Source organism: Mycobacterium stomatepiae (assembly GCF_010731715.1).
Classification (GTDB): domain Bacteria; phylum Actinomycetota; class Actinomycetes; order Mycobacteriales; family Mycobacteriaceae; genus Mycobacterium; species Mycobacterium stomatepiae.
Window position 1 is genome coordinate 2,947,971 of sequence record NZ_AP022587.1, and the last position, 22,710, is coordinate 2,970,680.

8 protein-coding genes and 3 pseudogenes are annotated in these 22,710 nt (G+C 62.2%); all 11 read right to left on the reverse strand.

The window, feature by feature from the left end; translation table 11 throughout:
• Positions 1-747 precede the first annotated feature (747 nt).
• On the reverse strand, positions 748-2,178 hold the full coding sequence (locus G6N54_RS13860; RefSeq protein WP_232073699.1) for a wax ester/triacylglycerol synthase family O-acyltransferase: 1,431 nt from the start codon (positions 2,176-2,178) through the stop codon (positions 748-750).
• Between the two features lie 131 nt (positions 2,179-2,309).
• Positions 2,310-10,742, reverse strand: a pseudogene (locus G6N54_RS31585) (amino acid adenylation domain-containing protein).
• A 68-nt stretch (positions 10,743-10,810) separates the two neighbouring features.
• Positions 10,811-11,161 (reverse strand): condensation domain-containing protein, encoded by a 351-nt coding sequence (locus tag G6N54_RS31835; protein WP_163790639.1) that lies wholly within the window; start codon positions 11,159-11,161, stop codon positions 10,811-10,813.
• Positions 11,136-11,810 (reverse strand): phosphopantetheine-binding protein, encoded by a 675-nt coding sequence (locus tag G6N54_RS31840; RefSeq protein WP_456299239.1) that lies wholly within the window; start codon positions 11,808-11,810, stop codon positions 11,136-11,138. The genes G6N54_RS31835 and G6N54_RS31840 overlap by 26 nt, the downstream gene beginning before the upstream one ends.
• Positions 11,811-12,080: 270 nt before the next feature.
• Positions 12,081-13,302, reverse strand: a pseudogene (locus G6N54_RS31845) (AMP-binding protein).
• A 29-nt stretch (positions 13,303-13,331) separates the two neighbouring features.
• Complete coding sequence (locus G6N54_RS31590; protein ID WP_170313047.1) at positions 13,332-14,294, reverse strand: condensation domain-containing protein; 963 nt, start codon at positions 14,292-14,294, stop codon at positions 13,332-13,334.
• Entirely contained in the window at positions 14,231-14,680 is a 450-nt protein-coding gene (locus G6N54_RS31850) for a condensation domain-containing protein (protein WP_456299240.1), read from the reverse strand. The genes G6N54_RS31590 and G6N54_RS31850 overlap by 64 nt, the downstream gene beginning before the upstream one ends.
• A gap of 5 nt (positions 14,681-14,685) precedes the next feature.
• A pseudogene (locus G6N54_RS31855) lies at positions 14,686-19,864 on the reverse strand (amino acid adenylation domain-containing protein); the annotation flags it as partial.
• Positions 19,846-20,856 carry a condensation domain-containing protein gene (locus G6N54_RS31615; RefSeq protein WP_170313049.1) on the reverse strand — a complete coding sequence of 337 codons (1,011 nt, stop codon included), beginning with the start codon at positions 20,854-20,856 and terminating at the stop codon, positions 19,846-19,848. The gene G6N54_RS31615 and the pseudogene G6N54_RS31855, both read right to left, overlap by 19 nt.
• Positions 20,840-21,889: a condensation domain-containing protein gene (locus G6N54_RS31620; RefSeq protein WP_232073700.1), complete on the reverse strand. Its 1,050-nt coding sequence runs from the start codon at positions 21,887-21,889 to the stop codon at positions 20,840-20,842. The genes G6N54_RS31615 and G6N54_RS31620 overlap by 17 nt, the downstream gene beginning before the upstream one ends.
• The gene (locus G6N54_RS31625) at positions 21,829-22,707 is read right to left on the reverse strand and encodes a phosphopantetheine-binding protein (protein ID WP_408632598.1); all 879 of its coding nucleotides are present in this window, start codon (positions 22,705-22,707) and stop codon (positions 21,829-21,831) included. The genes G6N54_RS31620 and G6N54_RS31625 overlap by 61 nt, the downstream gene beginning before the upstream one ends.
• Positions 22,708-22,710 lie beyond the last annotated feature (3 nt).

The following is a 22,710-nucleotide window of genomic DNA, read 5'->3' on the forward strand; positions in this document are numbered from 1 at the left end:
CTTGCAACCGGGATGGGGATTCGAAGAGGCTGCGGCCGACCAATGCCAGGCATTCCTGATCAAGTGGGCGAAGCGCGCTTCCTTCACGTGGACAGAACTTGTACAGCACCACAAGCACGGGCTTGGTTCTGAAAAGATTCCGAGGAGCAAGATCAACCCACAAATCCCCCCGCACCTAGAACTCGATGACTACGTCGTGTTCCGGCACCAGCAGAACCTCCCCTTCGTAGGATTCCGCAGTGGGGATGTCTTCCATGTCCTTTGGGTCGAACGCGAGTACAACGAGCTGTACCAGCACTAGTTAGTTGAGACGCGGTGCCTCCGAGTCACGATCTGGGCATGAGCAGGTGAAATCCCACCGTTCGGGCCATGATCCGGTGAGGTCTCCGTAGCAGCAGAAGCGGATACGTTCGCCGGTATCGCTGGTGAGGGTGACTTCGTGCCAGTCCTCCCACACACGGGTGGACCACATGTACAACCGGCGGGACAACCAACGGCGAAAAGCAACCATCGCGAACGCCTATCAGGACTCCACGCAAGCGCGAAGACCTCAGCCTAGCGCGACACCAAAGAACCGCCTGCAAGAGCGTGTGATCTCGCATCAAACTGACCCACTATCGAGCGTGCTCTTCCAGCATGCTTGTTAGGCACTGTCAGAACCGAATAATCAGCACAAAGCATGCCCCGAAGCCCCGACCCGCTCGTCCACTCCCGAGGTCTGGCAGCGCAGGTCGTATGGTCCACCGATTAGTCGACGGTGCCAGCCAGGCCGAAGTCAGCCAGTGTCTTTTCAGCCAACTCATACAAGGCCCGCCGTGTGTTCTGTGCACCCGGTTGATAAGCGTAGATACTGAGCCGAATCGAGTCTTGGAGGAGCCAAGACTGCACGACCATTTGGCCGCCGGCTCGTTCAAGGCACTGTCGACTTTCGTGCTGGTTGACCACTCGCGCCATGATCCACTCAGAGTCAGTGCCGTCAAGACGACAGAACACCGGGTCCACCTCGCCGAGGTAAGAGCAAATCACCGTGGAATTAGGGTCGGCGAACATCGCATCGAACATCCGTTTCCACACCCGCTTCCTCCTGAACCCAACCAACCGGAGGTACTGCGATGAATCATCGCCCGCCTCCCGTAGCGTCCTCAGCCCCTGCCTGATGCCGGCACGCACCTCACGCAGATCTATCGTTACCAGCGTCGGATCGAGGCTAGTGGTCACCGAAGTGGTTACAAATGACGTTGCGTTCGCATGCGTCTCCCCCGCCGGGCGCCCGCTAATCGGCAAGGACAAAGTGACGGCACCGTCACCAGGACGTTGACGCCCCATGCGCTCCGCAAATTTCGCAGTCCACCCGGCAACTAACGTCTGAGTCGTCCCGCCAAGAGCGTCCGCACAAGCCTGCCAATCATCCAAGCTGACCTGGATCGTGACAGTGGGCGCGACGACGGTGTCATCGTCGTCGCCTTCGTTGACGTTGACGTTGACGTTGACGTTGGTGGGAGGCGATACCGATGGCTGGCCAGCACCTCGAAGGCGACGAGCCCGTTTTGTCACCGCGGCAGCCGCACGGGCAACTTCCGGTACATCCCGTATGGTCCGGCGGGCGTCCTGAGCGAGCGCGCGCCGTCGAGTGCGCGAATCCGGCGGCGGCAAACCCAGATCGCGTGTGTTGCCCAAGACCGCATCGGTGACCTCGGCGATAAGCCCGAAACCATCGATTAGATAGTGGGAACACACCAAGGTAACCGCGGTCGAACCGTCCGTCAGGGGAAGAACACCGAGATGCCAACCGGGACCGCGCTCCGGGTCTACGGGCACTAGTGAGCGCTCATCAGCCCAATCACTGAGTTCAGCGCGTGGACGGGCGCACTCAGCGATATCGATGTCCACCGGTTTCTCGCCTAACACCCACCTATTCCGGGCAAACTTCAGCGGCGAACGCTCGATACGCCGTCGCAATAGCCCCAGACCGAGATTGTGGTGAAACTGCTTGAGGCCATCGAGGTCGATATCGGTGTCATAAACCCACACACATTGGATAACCGCATTGCACCCGATGGCGCGATGCAATGTGAAAAAGCCGTTATCGCCGAAAGCGAGCGAATGGTCCCGTTGTGTATCAACGTCGGATGCGCGGCGTTTACGAGCGGCTCGTGAAAGGCGCCGGGGGGCTGACACGGACCGACTTCCTGCCAGACGGGATTCCTCCGGACCGCTTTGCAGAACGTACGCGTGGTCACGAAGTTCCAGGCGACGCCGCGCGGCGTCAAGCTCGCCAGCTAATGCCAACGAATTAAGTGTTCGAGACATCAGAGCAGTCCGAGCTGTTGCAGGTTGGTGATGTATTGGATGATGATCGGCGCCGTGACGTGGGGGATGTCGTTGGTGGGGCCGATTTGGGCTTGTTGCACCGCTGCACGGAATCGGTCGGTCGATGGTGTGCGTTCACGGGGCGGCGGTGGGGCTTTGAGCTCATTGGAATCACGCTGCAACACCATCTCCAACAGTGAGTGCTGACGCTGTGGTTCCGTTAAAGCACGCAGGCCAGTCTCCAACCGCTGAAACCACTCCCCGAAGTCATCGACACGCTCGATCGGGTAGCCGGCTTCAATCACCCAGTCGACGTACTGATCGGGTCCGATGCCGTCGTCGTCGTGAGGGTTCATGACGTGATAGGTCTCGAACCCGTCGGTTACTTGGGCGCCCAGCGTTGTGATCGCCTCGGCAACGAACTCGACGGGTAGTCCGTTGAAGTGCGTGGGCTGCCGATTGCCCGCGTCGTCGAGTTGGAAGAACGAGGTCGGTGCCACCCGGTGGCCACCACGCTGAGCACCGTCCGGGTGACCATGTCCGACATGTGGAGCTGGCCCGTATACGTGGTGTCGGCAAGGATCATCCCGGAACGAAATACCGCGACCGGGAGCCCGCATAGGTCGTTAGCTTCCCGTAGTAGCACCTCACCAGCCCATTTGCTGTTGCCATAGCCATTGGTCGGGCTGTTGTCGACGACCCGGGTCGGGCTGATACTGCGGATGTCCGCATCCTCGGTAAACGAGGCCGGCTCGATCTGGCGGCCCACATCGGCGGTCGACACGTACGTGAACGGCTTGAGCCTGGTGGTGAGTGCGAGTCGGATCAGCTCGGCAGTGCCCACGACGTTAGACGCAAACACTTCGCTGTAGGGCAGAAAGCCGTTGACATGGGCTGCTGAATCGACAATCAGATCGACAGTCTCGGCCAGCCGCTGCCAGGTTTGCTGGTCCACGCCCATGTTGGCTTGGCCCTTATCGCCGGCAAGGACCTCCAGATGATCGGCGGCCAGTTCCTGGAAATGACGCAGCAACTGCGCGTCACCGCTGTCGAAAGTCTTCTCCAAACGTTGGCGAGCATCCTCATCGGACTTCGCCCGCACCAGGCAGACCAGCTTGCCGCCGGCCCGCTCCATCCGTTCGAGCCATTCCAGTGCCAAGTAGCGTCCGAGGAATCCCGTAGCTCCGGTGAGCAGAACAGTCCGCGCCTCTGTGACCGGACCCGGCACCGTGGTGGCGCCGGCCAATGTCTCGGCATCGATGAATTTGTCCAGGGTCAGATCGCCGGCATGCACCTCGGTGGCGCCGCGGCCGTGTACGGCCGCATAGAGCTCCGACACTGCCTCCTGCGCGCTGGTGTAGTTCTGCACCTGCTCGTTCAAGCCGCTCACGGACGGCGCGTCGAAGACCGTGCGTACAGCCAGGTTGGTGCCGAAGGCGTTGTTGACTGCGGCGAGCACCCGCATCACCGACAACGAATCCCCACCCAGATCGAAGAAGGAGTCATCAACCCCGACCCGCTCCACACCCAACACTTGGGCGAAAATCCCGGCCAGGATCTCCTCAGCGGCGCTTTGCGGTGCCCGATACCGTTGCGCATCCCCATATTCAGGAGCCGGCAACGCCCGCACATCCAACTTGCCGTTGACCGTCAACGGCAACACATCCATAACGACCACAGCCGCGGGCACCATATACGACGGCAACCGCCGCCCCAGCTCCTCGCGCACCACCACCGAATCCACCATCCCGGCCACGGATTCGGTGACATAACCGACCAGCCGCTTGACCCCCGGCGTGTCCTCACGCGCGATCACGACCGCCTGATCCACACCCTCTAAACCAGCAAGTGCTGCGCGTACTTCACCCAACTCAATGCGATACCCACGAATCTTGACCTGCTCATCAACACGCCCCACATACCGCAACTGACCATCCGGACCCCAGGACACCACATCCCCAGTCCGATACATCCGCGCACCCACACCCCCAAACGGGCACGCCACAAACCGCGAACCAGTCAACCCCGACCGACCCACATACCCCACACCCACACCACGACCAGCCACATACAACTCACCGGCCACACCCACCGGCACCGGACGCAACCACCCATCCAGCACCAACAACGCCGCCCCCGACACCGGCCCACCAATCGGCGCCACACCCGATTCCGCCACCATCGGTGCACTAAATGTGGCAAATACCGTGGTTTCGGTGGGGCCGTAGCCGTTGATCATCACCCGGCCGGGCGCCCACTGCTCCACTAATTCAGGTGGGCATGCTTCACCACCGAGCAGCAATGCCACTGATTCCAAACCCTGCGGGCTCAATGCTGCGACCGCTGACGGGGTCTGGGCCAACACCGTGACCTGCTCGGCCACCAACAGGGCGTGGAAATCCTGCGGCGAGGCGACCACGTCCTCGGGCACCACGACTAGGCGCCCGCCATGCAGCAGTGCGCTCCACAGTTCCCATACCGAGAAATCGAAGGCATAGGAGTGGAACTGCGTGCACACCTGCCCCGCCGACAACGCGAAAAGTGCATCCGGTTGTTCGAAGAGCCGGGTGATGTTGTGGTGGGTGACAGCAACACCTTTAGGCACACCGGTGGTGCCCGAGGTGTAAATGACATACGCAATATCGTCAGGAGCCGGACCCGCGGTCACCGCGGTCGCCGGTTGAGCCGCGATCGCCGGGTCATCAACATCAATGACCCACAGATCACGGCCAGCCAGACCCTCGAGGCGCTCAGCAAGGACCGCTGTGGTGATCACCGCGACCGGCGCGGCATCGGTGAGCACGAACTCGATGCGGGTATCAGGCACACTGGGATCGATCGGGACATAGGCCGCCCCCGACTTGAGCACCCCCACAATCGCGGTGATCGCCTCAACTGAACGCGGCATCACCAACGCCACACACTGCCCAGCCCCCCACACCACGGCCAACCAACCACTGCGCCACCCGGTTTGAAGCCTCATCCAGTTGCCGATACGTCAACGACGCACCAGCGAAACTGACCGCCACCGCCTCTGGGACGCGGGTGACCTGCTGGGCGAACAACGCCGGCACCGACACCGGTACGGGACCCACCACCTCGAGCACGTCGCGGTTACTCCACCGATCCAACCGCGCCCGCTCACCAGCCTCGAGCACCTCGATCGACGACAACCGGACACCCGGCTCAGCGGTCATCGCCTCCAACACCCGCTGCAACCGCTCGATCAACGTTTCGATCGTGGCGGGGTCGAACACATCAGTGCGAAACTCCACCGACCCTCGATCCCGGCGGGTTCACCCGTGGCAGTCCAACGTTCAGCCAACGACAACGACACATCCATGCGCGCGGTGCGCGTCTGCACCGGCACCGGAGTCAACGTCACATCACCTAACGCCAAACCCCCCGCCGAATCATCAGCACCCAAACCGAGGTTCTGCCACGCCAACATCACCTGAACCAACGGATGATGCGCCATCGACCGCGTCGGATTCAGGTGCTCCACCAGGACCTCAAACGGCACATCCTGATGCTCGAACGCTTCCAAACTGCGGGTACGGACTTGACCCAACAACTCCCCCACCGTCAGATCCGCACCCAGATCCACCCGTAACACCAACGTGTTAACGAAAAACCCGATCAACGGCTCCAACGCCGGATCACGACGCCCCGCGATCGGGAACCCCACCGCCACATCAGAGCTGGCACTCAGCTGCGACAGCAACACCGCCAACCCAGCCTGAACCACCATGAAACTCGTCGCGTTATGCGCACGCGCCACCGCAGCGATCCGCTGCTGCAACGACACCGGCCACACCACGGGCACACTGGCTCCGCGCTGATCAGCGACCACCGGATACGGCCGATCCGTGGGCAACACCAACCGCTCAGGAAGCCCCGCTAACGCCTGGCGCCAATACGCCAGCTGCCCCGCGATACGACTACCACTATCCGCGACATCACCGAACTGAGCATGCTGCCACAACGTGTAATCGACATACTGCACCGCCAACGGCTCCCACCCCGGAGCCTGCCCGCCACAGCGCGCGGTATACGCCGCACCCAAATCCGCCACCAACGGTGCAATCGACAAACCATCAGCAGCAATATGGTGAGCCACCGCCACTAACACATGCTCGACATCACTGACCCGGAAAAGCTTCGCCCGCAACGGAATCTCACGAGCCAAATCAAAACAATGCAACACCACCGCTTCAACGGCCCGCTCAAGCTCACCGGGCGCCCACCCCGCGGTATCGACCACGTCCCACCCGAAAACAGCATCTTCGGCGGCCACCACGACCTGGCGCGGGACCCCGTCAACCACCGCAAACACCGTCCGCAAACTCTCATGACGAGCCACCACATCAGCAAGCGCGGCCCCCAACACCACCGCATCCAACACCCCACTGATCCCCAACACCGTCGGCATGTTGTACACCGGCGACGGCCCCTGCAACTGATCCAGGAACCACAACCGCGACTGCGCAAACGACAACGGCACCACCTGCGGACGCGGCCGCGCCACCAACGGCTCCACCACACCCCGACCACCAGCTGCATCCAGCCGGGCCACCAACCCCGCCACCGTGGGCGCCTCAAACACCGCACGCACCGAAAGACCCACACCCAAACCAGAATTCACCGCGGCAACCACACGCATCACCGACAACGAATCCCCACCCAGATCGAAGAAGGAGTCATCAACCCCGACCCGCTCCACACCCAACACTTGGGCGAAAATCCCGGCCAGGATCTCCTCAGCGGCGCTTTGCGGTGCCCGATACCGTTGCGCATCCCCATATTCAGGCGCCGGCAACGCCCGCACATCCAACTTGCCGTTGACCGTCAACGGCAACACATCCATAACGACCACAGCCGCGGGCACCATATACGACGGCAACCGCCGCCCCAGCTCCTCGCGCACCACCACCGAATCCACCATCCCGGCCACGGATTCGGTGACATAACCGACCAGCCGCTTGACCCCGGCGTGTCCTCACGCGCGATCACGACCGCCTGATCCACACCCTCTAAACCAGCAAGTGCTGCGCGTACTTCACCCAACTCAATGCGATACCCACGAATCTTGACCTGCTCATCAACACGCCCCACATACCGCAACTGACCATCCGGACCCCAGGACACCACATCCCCAGTCCGATACATCCGCGCACCCACACCCCCAAACGGGCACGCCACAAACCGCGAACCAGTCAACCCCGACCGACCCACATACCCCACACCCACACCACGACCAGCCACATACAACTCACCGGCCACACCCACCGGCACCGGACGCAACCACCCATCCAGCACCAAAAAACCAAGATGGCTCAACGGCACACCAATCGGGGAAGCACTGCTGTCGACATCGCCGAGCGTGACCTCACGAAACGACGCATGCACCGTCGTCTCGGTGGTCCCATACATGTTGATCAACCGCGGCAAACCCGCATGGTTGTCCAACCACGCCCCCAGCCGCGCCGGCTCCAACGCCTCACCAGCGAACACCACAGCCTCAAGCGTGAGTTGACTCGCCAACTCACGCTGCGACACATCAACACTTTGCAACGCATAAAACGCCGACGGGGTCTGACTCAACACCGTGACCTGCTCGGCCACCAACAACGCATGGAAATCCTGCGGCGAGGACACCACCTCATCAGGCACCACCACCAGCCGGCCCCACGCAGCAGAGCACCCCAGATCTCCCACACCGAAAAGTCGAAGCTATTGGAGTGGAACTGCGTCCACACACCTTCACGTGGCAGTCTGGAATCCAGCGAGTCGATCAGGTCGGTGACGTTGTGATGCGCAATCCCAACACCTTTAGGCACACCGGTGGTGCCCGAGGTGTAAATGACATACGCAATATCGTCAGGAGCCGGACCCGCGGTCACCGCGGTCGCCGGCTGAGCCGCGATCGCCGGGTCATCAACATCAATGACCCACAGATCACGGCCAGCCAGACCCTCGAGGCGCTCAGCAAGGACCGCTGTGGTGATCACCGCGACCGGCGCGGCATCGGTGAGCACGAACTCGATGCGGGTATCAGGCACACTGGGATCGATCGGGACATAGGCCGCCCCGACTTGAGCACCCCACAATCGCCGTGATCGCCCGAGCACCACGCGGCATCACCAACGCCACACACTGCCCAGCCCCCACACCACGGCCAACCAACCACTGCGCCACCCGGTTTGAAGCCTCATCCAGTTGCCGATACGTCAACGACGCACCAGCGAAACTGACCGCCACCGCCTCTGGGACGCGGGTGACCTGCTGGGCGAACAACGCCGGCACCGACACCGGTACGGGACCCACCACCTCGAGCACGTCGCGGTTACTCCACCGATCCAACCGCGCCCGCTCACCAGCCTCGAGCACCTCGATCGACGACAACCGGACACCCGGCTCAGCGGTCATCGCCTCCAACACCCGCTGCAACCGCTCGATCAACGTTTCGATCGTGGCGGGGTCGAACACATCAGTGTCGAACTCGAGACGAAGCGCCAATTCATGGCCGGGAGCAACCTGAATCGACAAGGGATAATGGTTGTATTCACGGCTGCTAAACCCGGTGATCGCTAACCCGTCAGCACCCAGCGGGGCTCGGTATCGACCGGGTAATTCTCAAACGCAAACAACGTGTCGAACAACCGGTCATGCCCGGCCACCCGGTGGATCTCGGTCAGCGAAAGATACTGATGATCCAATACTTTCACGTGCTCATCGGTGAGCTGCTCCAACAACTCGATACTCGTCGTCGCCGCGGTGATCGTGGCGCGTACCGGCACGGTGTTGATCAACAACCCGACCATCGATTCCACACCCACCAACTCGGCCTCACGCCCGGAGACCGCAATACCGAACACCACATCCTGGTGACCGGTCAACGACACCAACAACTGCGCCCAACCGGCCTGAAGCACCGTGTTGACCGTGGTGTGACAACGACGCGCCAACACACCGATCGCCTCAGTAAGCTCAGCGGTGAGTTCACACGATTCAATTCCGCGTTGCCCCAACACCATCGGCTCAGACGGACCCACCAACGTCGGAGTCTGCAACCCGGCCAACACTTCACCCCACGCAGCCCGAGCACGATCGAGGTCTTGCTCAGCCACCCACGTCACAAACCGGCGATACGGCGTCGCCACCGCCAACCGCTGCCCGTAATAACTAGCAAAGATCTCCTGCAACAAGATCGGCAACGACCAGCCATCCAACACGATGTGATGATTAGTCAACACAAACCGGTACTGATCTGGTGCCGTGCAGATCAACGCCACCCGAGAAGCCGGCTGATGCTCCAGATCACACACCGCGCCACGCTCAGCCGCACACACCTGCTCAATCTGCACCTCAACATCACCAGCATCAGCAGCGCAAGCCGTGAGGTCTACATACCGCCACCCCACCACAGGATCGGCCGAAATCACCTGCACCGGCTGATCGAACTGCTGGCTAAACCGCGCCACCAAATGCGGGTGACGACCCACCACCACAGCCACCGCATCACGCAACCGACCCACATCAAGAGCCCCCCGTAACGCAATATCGAGCTGCACCGCATACACATCACCGTGATCCCCCACCGCGCTGTGATCCGCCTGGGCGATATTGGCGTGAAAAAGCCCCTGCTGCAACGGAGTCAACGGCAACACATCAGCCACCACACCCACTGACACCAACTCATCAATCTGCTGCTGACTCAACACCACCGGCGCAATATCAGACGGGGTCAACCCACCCCCGCCACCACGAACACACGCACACATCCCGGCCAACGCCTCAAACCACAACTCACTAAGCCGACCAACCGCCGCCTCATCGACCACCGAAGGCGCCCACATCCAGTTCGCACTCAGCGACGGGCCAGCAGCACCATCGATAGTGACCGCATTGAGTTCCACCGAGTGCGCCAACGGCATCGGTATCGCCCCAGTAACACCCACCGAGGACACACCCTGCTCACTGAAAAGCCATAACTCATCGGACAACTCGCCCGGGCCCGCACCCACACGCCCCAAATAGTTGAACCCGATGGTGGGTTCAGGCCCCGACAATTCCACCTCAGGGTTCAGATACCGCAACAACCCATACGTCACACCATCAGGCAACGCCCGTAATTGTTCTTTGACGTCTTTGATCACCGCACCCAACGCGGGATCCCCGGCCACCACCTGCGCCCACGACAACCCACCCAGCCTCAACGACACCGGATACTTCGTCGTGAACCACCCCACCGTGCGCGACAAATCAACATCACCAGCAAGCTCTTCGTGACGGCCGTGACCCTCAACATCAATACCCACCGGCACACCATCACCAGCACCAAGGAACTGCGCCCACGCCAACCCGTACGCAATCAACAACATGTCGTTGATCCCCGCATGAAACGCCGCCGGCACCTCACCCAACAACATCCGAGTCGTCTCAACATCCAACGACGCCGACAACCGCCCCGCCGTAGCAAACGTATCCACACCCGGCGTCACCGCCGCCAACACCGCCGGGTGTCCAACACCTGCTCCCACACCGGCAGCTGCGCAACAACCTCAGGCGCTAACGCATACTCGGCCAACACCGAGGACCACCGCTGAAACGACGACCCCGACGCCAACAACGCAATCGGCGCACCAGCCCGATGCTGAGCCCACCCAATATTGATGTCTTCCAACAAGATCCGCCACGACACCCCATCAACAGCCAAATGATGCACAATCAGCACCAACTGAGCCGTCGAGGCCACCCACAACGCGCTGAGCATCACCCCGGCAGCCGGATCCAACCGCGACCGCGCCCCTACCAACGCCTCATCACTGAGCACATCCACCGACGCCACACACCCGCGGCATCCACCGACCCGCCGGCGGCACCCACAACGACCAACCACCCACACCATCGTCATCCACACGCAACCGCAACATCGCATGCCGATCCAGCAGCGCCTGCACCACCACCACCACATCAGCCAGGCCCACCCCGGCTGGAGCCGACACCACCACCGTCTGGTTGAACTGCCCTACCGGGCCATCCACACCCTGCAACCAACGAATGATCGGAGTCGCCACCACCGACCCCACACCCTCATCAACAGCCACCTCACCGGCAACCCCACCACCCGAGCCAACCGCGCCACCGACTGCTCCACAAAATGTCCCGCGGCCGACACACCAACCCGCCGCACGAGCATGCCCCACCACCTGCATCGACAAGATGGAATCCCCACCCAGATCGAAGAACGAGTCATCAACCCCGACCCGCTCCACACCCAACACTTGGGCGAAAATCCCGGCCAGGATCTCCTCAGCGGCGCTTTGCGGTGCCCGATACCGTTGCGCATCCCCATATTCAGGAGCCGGCAACGCCCGCACATCCAACTTGCCGTTGACCGTCAACGGCAACACATCCATAACGACCACAGCCGCGGGCACCATATACGACGGCAACCGCCGCCCCAGCTCCTCGCGCACCACCACCGAATCCACCATCCCGGCCACGGATTCGGTGACATAACCGACCAGCCGCTTGACCCCGGCGTGTCCTCACGCGCGATCACGACCGCCTGATCCACACCTCTAAACCAGCAAGTGCTGCGCGTACTTCACCCAACTCAATGCGATACCCACGAATCTTGACCTGCTCATCAACACGCCCCACATACCGCAACTGACCATCCGGACCCCAGGACACCACATCCCCAGTCCGATACATCCGCGCACCCACACCCCCAAACGGGCACGCCACAAACCGCGAACCAGTCAACCCCGACCGACCCACATACCCCACACCCACACCACGACCAGCCACATACAACTCACCGGCCACACCCACCGGCACCGGACGCAACCACCCATCCAGCACCAAAAAAAACCAAGATGGCTCAACGGCACACCAATCGGGGAAGCACTGCTGTCGACATCGCCGAGCGTGACCTCACGAAACGACGCATGCACCGTCGTCTCGGTGGTCCCATACATGTTGATCAACCGCGGCAAACCCGCATGGTTGTCCAACCACGCCCCCAGCCGCGCCGGCTCCAACGCCTCACCAGCGAACACCACAGCCTCAAGCGTGAGTTGACTCGCCAACTCACGCTGCGACACATCAACACTTTGCAACGCATAAAACGCCGACGGGGTCTGACTCAACACCGTGACCTGCTCGGCCACCAACAACGCATGGAAATCCTGCGGCGAGGACACCACCTCATCAGGCACCACCACCAGCCGGCCCCCACGCAGCAGAGCACCCCAGATCTCCCACACCGACACATCGAACGCATACGAATGCCACTGTGACCAGACCTGTCCCGCCGACAACTCCACATGAGTATCGAACGCGTCGATCAACTCGGTGACGTTGTGATGCGCAATCCCAACACCTTTAGGCACACCGGTGGTGCCCGAGGTGTAAATGACATACGCAATATCGTCAGGAGCCGGACCCGCGGTCACCGCGGTCGCCGGCTGAGCCGCGATCGCCGGGTCATCAACATCAATGACCCACAGATCACGGCCAGCCAGACCCTCGAGGCGCTCAGCAAGGACCGCTGTGGTGATCACCGCGACCGGCGCGGCATCGGTGAGCACGAACTCGATGCGGGTATCAGGCACACTGGGATCGATCGGGACATAGGCCGCCCCGACTTGAGCACCCCACAATCGCCGTGATCGCCCGAGCACCACGCGGCATCACCAACGCCACACACTGCCCAGCCCCCACACCACGGCCAACCAACCACTGCGCCACCCGGTTTGAAGCCTCATCCAGTTGCCGATACGTCAACGACGCACCAGCGAAACTGACCGCCACCGCCTCTGGGACGCGGGTGACCTGCTGGGCGAACAACGCCGGCACCGACACCGGTACGGGACCCACCACCTCGAGCACGTCGCGGTTACTCCACCGATCCAACCGCGCCCGCTCACCAGCCTCGAGCACCTCGATCGACGACAACCGGACACCCGGCTCAGCGGTCATCGCCTCCAACACCCGCTGCAACCGCTCGATCAACGTTTCGATCGTGGCGGGGTCGAACACATCAGTGCGAAACTCCACCGACCCTCGATCCCGGCGGGTTCACCCGTGGCAGTCCAACGTTCAGCCAACGACAACGACACATCCATGCGCGCGGTGCGCGTCTGCACCGGCACCGGAGTCAACGTCACATCACCTAACGCCAAACCCCCCGCCGAATCATCAGCACCCAAACCGAGGTTCTGCCACGCCAACATCACCTGAACCAACGGATGATGCGCCATCGACCGCGTCGGATTCAGGTGCTCCACCAGGACCTCAAACGGCACATCCTGATGCTCGAACGCTTCCAAACTGCGGGTACGGACTTGACCCAACAACTCCCCCACCGTCAGATCCGCACCCAGATCCACCCGTAACACCAACGTGTTAACGAAAAACCCGATCAACGGCTCCAACGCCGGATCACGACGCCCCGCGATCGGGAACCCCACCGCCACATCAGAGCTGGCACTCAGCTGCGACAGCAACACCGCCAACCCAGCCTGAACCACCATGAAACTCGTCGCGTTATGCGCACGCGCCACCGCAGCGATCCGCTGCTGCAACGACACCGGCCACACCACGGGCACACTGGCTCCGCGCTGATCAGCGACCACCGGATACGGCCGATCCGTGGGCAACACCAACCGCTCAGGAAGCCCCGCTAACGCCTGGCGCCAATACGCCAGCTGCCCCGCGATACGACTACCACTATCCGCGACATCACCGAACTGAGCATGCTGCCACAACGTGTAATCGACATACTGCACCGCCAACGGCTCCCACCCCGGAGCCTGCCCGCCACAGCGCGCGGTATACGCCGCACCCAAATCCGCCACCAACGGTGCAATCGACAAACCATCAGCAGCAATATGGTGAGCCACCGCCACTAACACATGCTCGACATCACTGACCCGGAAAAGCTTCGCCCGCAACGGAATCTCACGAGCCAAATCAAAACAATGCAACACCACCGCTTCAACGGCCCGCTCAAGCTCACCGGGCGCCCACCCGCGGTATCGACCACGTCCCACCCGAAAACAGCATCTTCGGCGGCCACCACGACCTGGCGCGGGACCCCGTCAACCACCGCAAACACCGTCCGCAAACTCTCATGACGAGCCACCACATCAGCAAGCGCGGCCCCCAACACCACCGCATCCAACACCCCACTGATCCCCAACACCGTCGGCATGTTGTACACCGGCGACGGCCCCTGCAACTGATCCAGGAACCACAACCGCGACTGCGCAAACGACAACGGCACCACCTGCGGACGCGGCCGCGCCACCAACGGCTCCACCACACCCCGACCACCAGCTGCATCCAGCCGGGCCACCAACCCGCCACCGTGGGCGCCTCAAACACCGCACGCACCGAAAGACCCACACCCAAACCAGAATTCACCGCGGCAACCACACGCATCACCGACAACGAATCCCCACCCAGATCGAAGAAGGAGTCATCAACCCCGACCCGCTCCACACCCAACACTTGGGCGAAAATCCCGGCCAGGATCTCCTCAGCGGCGCTTTGCGGTGCCCGATACCGTTGCGCATCCCCATATTCAGGCGCCGGCAACGCCCGCACATCCAACTTGCCGTTGACCGTCAACGGCAACACATCCATAACGACCACAGCCGCGGGCACCATATACGACGGCAACCGCCGCCCCAGCTCCTCGCGCACCACCACCGAATCCACCATCCCGGCCACGGATTCGGTGACATAACCGACCAGCCGCTTGACCCCCGGCGTGTCCTCACGCGCGATCACGACCGCCTGATCCACACCCTCTAAACCAGCAAGTGCTGCGCGTACTTCACCCAACTCAATGCGATACCCACGAATCTTGACCTGCTCATCAACACGCCCCACATACCGCAACTGACCATCCGGACCCCAGGACACCACATCCCCAGTCCGATACATCCGCGCACCCACACCCCCAAACGGGCACGCCACAAACCGCGAACCAGTCAACCCCGACCGACCCACATACCCCACACCCACACCACGACCAGCCACATACAACTCACCGGCCACACCCACCGGCACCGGACGCAACCACCCATCCAGCACCAACAACGCCGCCCCCGACACCGGCCCACCAATCGGCGCCACACCCGATTCCGGCACCAACGGTGCACTGATCGAGGCAACCACCGTCGCCTCGGTCGGGCCATAAGCGTTGAGCATCACCCGGCCGGGCGCCCACCGATCCACCAATTCAGGCGGGCAGGCCTCACCACCAAGCAGCAACGCCACCGATTCCAAACCCCGCGGCGACAACGCCGCCACCGCCGACGGGGTCTGAGTGAGCACGTCGACTTTCTCGTCGACCAACAAGGCCTGGAAATCCTGCGGCGAGGACACCACCTCCTCGGGCACCACCACCAGCCGGCCCCCACGCAGCAGGGCACCCCAGATCTCCCACACCGAAAAGTCGAACGCATACGAGTGGAACTGCGTCCACACCTGCCCCGACAACAGGTCCTCAGGCAATGGCTCCGCCAAGTGCGTCAGATTGTGGTGGGTAATCCCAACACCTTTGGGGGTGCCGGTGGTGCCCGAGGTGTAAATGATGTGTGCAATATCGTCAGGAGCAGGACCCGCGGTCACCGCGGTCGCCGGTTGAGCCGCGATCGCCGGGTCATCAACATCAATGACCCACAGATCACGGCCAGCCAGACCCTCGAGGCGCTCAGCAAGGACCGCTGTGGTGATCACCGCGACCGGCGCGGCATCGGTGAGCACGAACTCGATGCGGGTATCAGGCACACTGGGATCGATCGGGACATAGGCCGCCCCCGACTTGAGCACCCCCACAATCGCGGTGATCGCCTCAACTGAACGCGGCATCACCAACGCCACACACTGCCCAGCCCCCACACCACGGCCAACCAACCACTGCGCCACCCGGTTTGAAGCCTCATCCAGTTGCCGATACGTCAACGACGCACCAGCGAAACTGACCGCCACCGCCTCTGGGACGCGGGTGACCTGCTGGGCGAACAACGCCGGCACCGACACCGGTACGGGACCCACCACCTCGAGCACGTCGCGGTTACTCCACCGATCCAACCGCGCCCGCTCACCAGCCTCGAGCACCTCGATCGACGACAACCGGACACCCGGCTCAGCGGTCATCGCCTCCAACACCCGCTGCAACCGCTCGATCAACGTTTCGATCGTGGCGGGGTCGAACACATCAGTGCGAAACTCCACCGACCCTCGATCCCGGCGGGTTCACCCGTGGCAGTCCAACGTTCAGCCAACGACAACGACACATCCATGCGCGCGGTGCGCGTCTGCACCGGCACCGGAGTCAACGTCACATCACCTAACGCCAAACCCCCCGCCGAATCATCAGCACCCAAACCGAGGTTCTGCCACGCCAACATCACCTGAACCAACGGATGATGCGCCATCGACCGCGTCGGATTCAGGTGCTCCACCAGGACCTCAAACGGCACATCCTGATGCTCGAACGCTTCCAAACTGCGGGTACGGACTTGACCCAACAACTCCCCCACCGTCAGATCCGCACCCAGATCCACCCGTAACACCAACGTGTTAACGAAAAACCCGATCAACGGCTCCAACGCCGGATCACGACGCCCGCGATCGGGAACCCCACCGCCACATCAGAGCTGGCACTCAGCTGCGACAGCAACACCGCCAACCCAGCCTGAACCACCATGAAACTCGTCGCGTTATGCGCACGCGCCACCGCAGCGATCCGCTGCTGCAACGACACCGGCCACACCACGGGCACACTGGCTCCGCGCTGATCAGCGACCACCGGATACGGCCGATCCGTGGGCAACACCAACCGCTCAGGAAGCCCCGCTAACGCCTGGCGCCAATACGCCAGCTGCCCCGCGATACGACTACCACTATCCGCGACATCACCGAACTGAGCATGCTGCCACAACGTGTAATCGACATACTGCACCGCCAACGGCTCCCACCCCGGAGCCTGCCCGCCACAGCGCGCGGTATACGCCGCACCCAAATCCGCCACCAACGGTGCAATCGACAAACCATCAGCAGCAATATGGTGAGCCACCGCCACTAACACATGCTCGACATCACTGACCCGGAAAAGCTTCGCCCGCAACGGAATCTCACGAGCCAAATCAAAACAATGCAACACCACCGCTTCAACGGCCCGCTCAAGCTCACCGGGCGCCCACCCGCGGTATCGACCACGTCCCACCCGAAAACAGCATCTTCGGCGGCCACCACGACCTGGCGCGGGACCCCGTCAACCACCGCAAACACCGTCCGCAAACTCTCATGACGAGCCACCACATCAGCAAGCGCGGCCCCCAACACCACCGCATCCAACACCCCACTGATCCCCAACACCGTCGGCATGTTGTACACCGGCGACGGCCCCTGCAACTGATCCAGGAACCACAACCGCGACTGCGCAAACGACAACGGCACCACCTGCGGACGCGGCCGCGCCACCAACGGCTCCACCACACCCCGACCACCAGCTGCATCCAGCCGGGCCACCAACCCCGCCACCGTGGGCGCCTCAAACACCGCACGCACCGAAAGACCCACACCCAAACCAGAATTCACCGCGGCAACCACACGCATCACCGACAACGAATCCCCACCCAGATCGAAGAAGGAGTCATCAACCCCGACCCGCTCCACACCCAACACTTGGGCGAAAATCCCGGCCAGGATCTCCTCAGCGGCGCTTTGCGGTGCCCGATACCGTTGCGCATCCCCATATTCAGGCGCCGGCAACGCCCGCACATCCAACTTGCCGTTGACCGTCAACGGCAACACATCCATAACGACCACAGCCGCGGGCACCATATACGACGGCAACCGCCGCCCCAGCTCCTCGCGCACCACCACCGAATCCACCATCCCGGCCACGGATTCGGTGACATAACCGACCAGCCGCTTGACCCCCGGCGTGTCCTCACGCGCGATCACGACCGCCTGATCCACACCCTCTAAACCAGCAAGTGCTGCGCGTACTTCACCCAACTCAATGCGATACCCACGAATCTTGACCTGCTCATCAACACGCCCCACATACCGCAACTGACCATCCGGACCCCAGGACACCACATCCCCAGTCCGATACATCCGCGCACCCACACCCCCAAACGGGCACGCCACAAACCGCGAACCAGTCAACCCCGACCGACCCACATACCCCACACCCACACCACGACCAGCCACATACAACTCACCGGCCACACCCACCGGCACCGGACGCAACCACCCATCCAGCACCAACAACGCCGCCCCCGACACCGGCCCACCAATCGGCGCCACACCCGATTCCGGCACCAACGGTGCACTGATCGAGGCAAACACCGTCGCCTCGGTCGGGCCATAAGCGTTGAGCATCACCCGGCCGGTCGCCCACCGATCCACCAATTCAGGCGGGCACACCTCAGCGCCGATCACCAACGCCACCGATTCCAAACCCCGCGGCGACAACGCCGCCACCGCCGACGGGGTCTGAGTGAGCACGTCGACTTTCTCGTCGACCAACAAGGCCTGGAAATCCTGCGGCGAGGACACCACCTCATCGGGCACCACCACCAGCCGCCCCCCATGGAACAGGGCACCCCAGATCTCCCACACCGAAAAGTCGAACGCATACGAGTGGAACTGCGTCCACACCTGCCCGGCTGACAACTCCAAATGAGTATCGAACGAGTCGAACATCCGGGTGACGTTGTGATGGGTGACAGCAACACCTTTAGGCACACCGGTGGTGCCCGAGGTGTAGACGATGTGTGCAATATCGTCAGGAGCCGGACCCGCGGTCACCGCGGTCGCCGGCTGAGCCGCGATCGCCGGGTCATCAACATCAATGACCCACAGATCACGGCCAGCCAGACCCTCGAGGCGCTCAGCAAGGACCGCTGTGGTGATCACCGCGACCGGCGCGGCATCGGTGAGCACGAACTCGATGCGGGTATCAGGCACACTGGGATCGATCGGGACATAGGCCGCCCCGACTTGAGCACCCCCACAATCGCCGTGATCGCCCGAGCACCACGCGGCATCACCAACGCCACACACTGCCCAGCCCCACACCACGGCCAACCAACCACTGCGCCACCCGGTTTGAAGCCTCATCCAGTTGCCGATACGTCAACGACGCACCAGCGAAACTGACCGCCACCGCCTCTGGGACGCGGGTGACCTGCTGGGCGAACAACGCCGGCACCGACACCGGTACGGGACCCACCACCTCGAGCACGTCGCGGTTACTCCACCGATCCAACCGCGCCCGCTCACCAGCCTCGAGCACCTCGATCGACGACAACCGGACACCCGGCTCAGCGGTCATCGCCTCCAACACCCGCTGCAACCGCTCGATCAACGTTTCGATCGTGGCGGGGTCGAACACATCAGTGTCGAACTCGAGACGAAGCGCCAATTCATGGCCGGGAGCAACCTGAATCGACAAGGGATAATGGTTGTATTCACGGCTGCTAAACCCGGTGATCGCTAACCCGTCAGCACCCAGCGGGGCTCGGTATCGACCGGGTAATTCTCAAACGCAAACAACGTGTCGAACAACCGGTCATGCCCGGCCACCCGGTGGATCTCGGTCAGCGAAAGATACTGATGATCCAATACTTTCACGTGCTCATCGGTGAGCTGCTCCAACAACTCGATACTCGTCGTCGCCGCGGTGATCGTGGCGCGTACCGGCACGGTGTTGATCAACAACCCGACCATCGATTCCACACCCACCAACTCGGCCTCACGCCCGGAGACCGCAATACCGAACACCACATCCTGGTGACCGGTCAACGACACCAACAACTGCGCCCAACCGGCCTGAAGCACCGTGTTGACCGTGGTGTGACAACGACGCGCCAACACACCGATCGCCTCAGTAAGCTCAGCGGTGAGTTCACACGATTCAATTCCGCGTTGCCCCAACACCATCGGCTCAGACGGACCCACCAACGTCGGAGTCTGCAACCCGGCCAACACTTCACCCCACGCAGCCCGAGCACGATCGAGGTCTTGCTCAGCCACCCACGTCACAAACCGGCGATACGGCGTCGCCACCGCCAACCGCTGCCCGTAATAACTAGCAAAGATCTCCTGCAACAAGATCGGCAACGACCAGCCATCCAACACGATGTGATGATTAGTCAACACAAACCGGTACTGATCTGGTGCCGTGCAGATCAACGCCACCCGAGAAGCCGGCTGATGCTCCAGATCACACACCGCGCCACGCTCAGCCGCACACACCTGCTCAATCTGCACCTCAACATCACCAGCATCAGCAGCGCAAGCCGTGAGGTCTACATACCGCCACCCCACCACAGGATCGGCCGAAATCACCTGCACCGGCTGATCGAACTGCTGGCTAAACCGCGCCACCAAATGCGGGTGACGACCCACCACCACAGCCACCGCATCACGCAACCGACCCACATCAAGAGCCCCCCGTAACGCAATATCGAGCTGCACCGCATACACATCACCGTGATCCCCCACCGCGCTGTGATCCGCCTGGGCGATATTGGCGTGAAAAGCAGCCCTGCTGCAACGGAGTCAACGGCAACACATCAGCCACCACACCCACTGACACCAACTCATCAATCTGCTGCTGACTCAACACCACCGGCGCAATATCAGACGGGGTCAACCCACCCCCGCCACCACGAACACACGCACACATCCCGGCCAACGCCTCAAACCACAACTCACTAAGCCGACCAACCGCCGCCTCATCGACCACCGAAGGCGCCCACATCCAGTTCGCACTCAGCGACGGGCCAGCAGCACCATCGATAGTGACCGCATTGAGTTCCACCGAGTGCGCCAACGGCATCGGTATCGCCCCAGTAACACCCACCGAGGACACACCCTGCTCACTGAAAAGCCATAACTCATCGGACAACTCGCCCGGGCCCGCACCCACACGCCCCAAATAGTTGAACCCGATGGTGGGTTCAGGCCCCGACAATTCCACCTCAGGGTTCAGATACCGCAACAACCCATACGTCACACCATCAGGCAACGCCCGTAATTGTTCTTTGACGTCTTTGATCACCGCACCCAACGCGGGATCCCCGGCCACCACCTGCGCCCACGACAACCCACCCAGCCTCAACGACACCGGATACTTCGTCGTGAACCACCCCACCGTGCGCGACAAATCAACATCACCAGCAAGCTCTTCGTGACGGCCGTGACCCTCAACATCAATACCCACCGGCACACCATCACCAGCACCAAGGAACTGCGCCCACGCCAACCCGTACGCAATCAACAACATGTCGTTGATCCCCGCATGAAACGCCGCCGGCACCTCACCCAACAACATCCGAGTCGTCTCAACATCCAACGACGCCGACAACCGCCCCGCCGTAGCAAACGTATCCACACCCGGCGTCACCGCCGCCAACACCGCCGGGGTGTCCAACACCTGCTCCCACACCGGCAGCTGCGCAACAACCTCAGGCGCTAACGCATACTCGGCCAACACCGAGGACCACCGCTGAAACGACGACCCCGACGCCAACAACGCAATCGGCGCACCAGCCCGATGCTGAGCCCACCAATATTGATGTCTTCCAACAAGATCCGCCACGACACCCCATCAACAGCCAAATGATGCACAATCAGCACCAACTGAGCCGTCGAGGCCACCCACAACGCGCTGAGCATCACCCCGGCAGCCGGATCCAACCGCGACCGCGCCCCTACCAACGCCTCATCACTGAGCACATCCACCGACGCCACACACCCCGCGGCATCCACCGACCCCGCCGGCGGCACCCACAACGACCAACCACCCACACCATCGTCATCCACACGCAACCGCAACATCGCATGCCGATCCAGCAGCGCCTGCACCACCACCACCACATCAGCCAGGCCCACCCCGGCTGGAGCCGACACCACCACCGTCTGGTTGAACTGCCCTACCGGGCCATCCACACCCTGCAACCAACGAATGATCGGAGTCGCCACCACCGACCCCACACCCTCATCAACAGCCACCTCACCGGCAACCCCCACCACCCGAGCCAACCGCGCCACCGACTGCTCCACAAAAATGTCCCGCGGCCGACACACCAACCCCGCCGCACGAGCATGCCCCACCACCTGCATCGACAAGATGGAATCCCCACCCAGATCGAAGAACGAGTCATCAACCCCGACCCGCTCCACACCCAACACTTGGGCGAAAATCCCGGCCAGGATCTCCTCAGCGGCGCTTTGCGGTGCCCGATACCGTTGCGCATCCCCATATTCAGGAGCCGGCAACGCCCGCACATCCAACTTGCCGTTGACCGTCAACGGCAACACATCCATAACGACCACAGCCGCGGGCACCATATA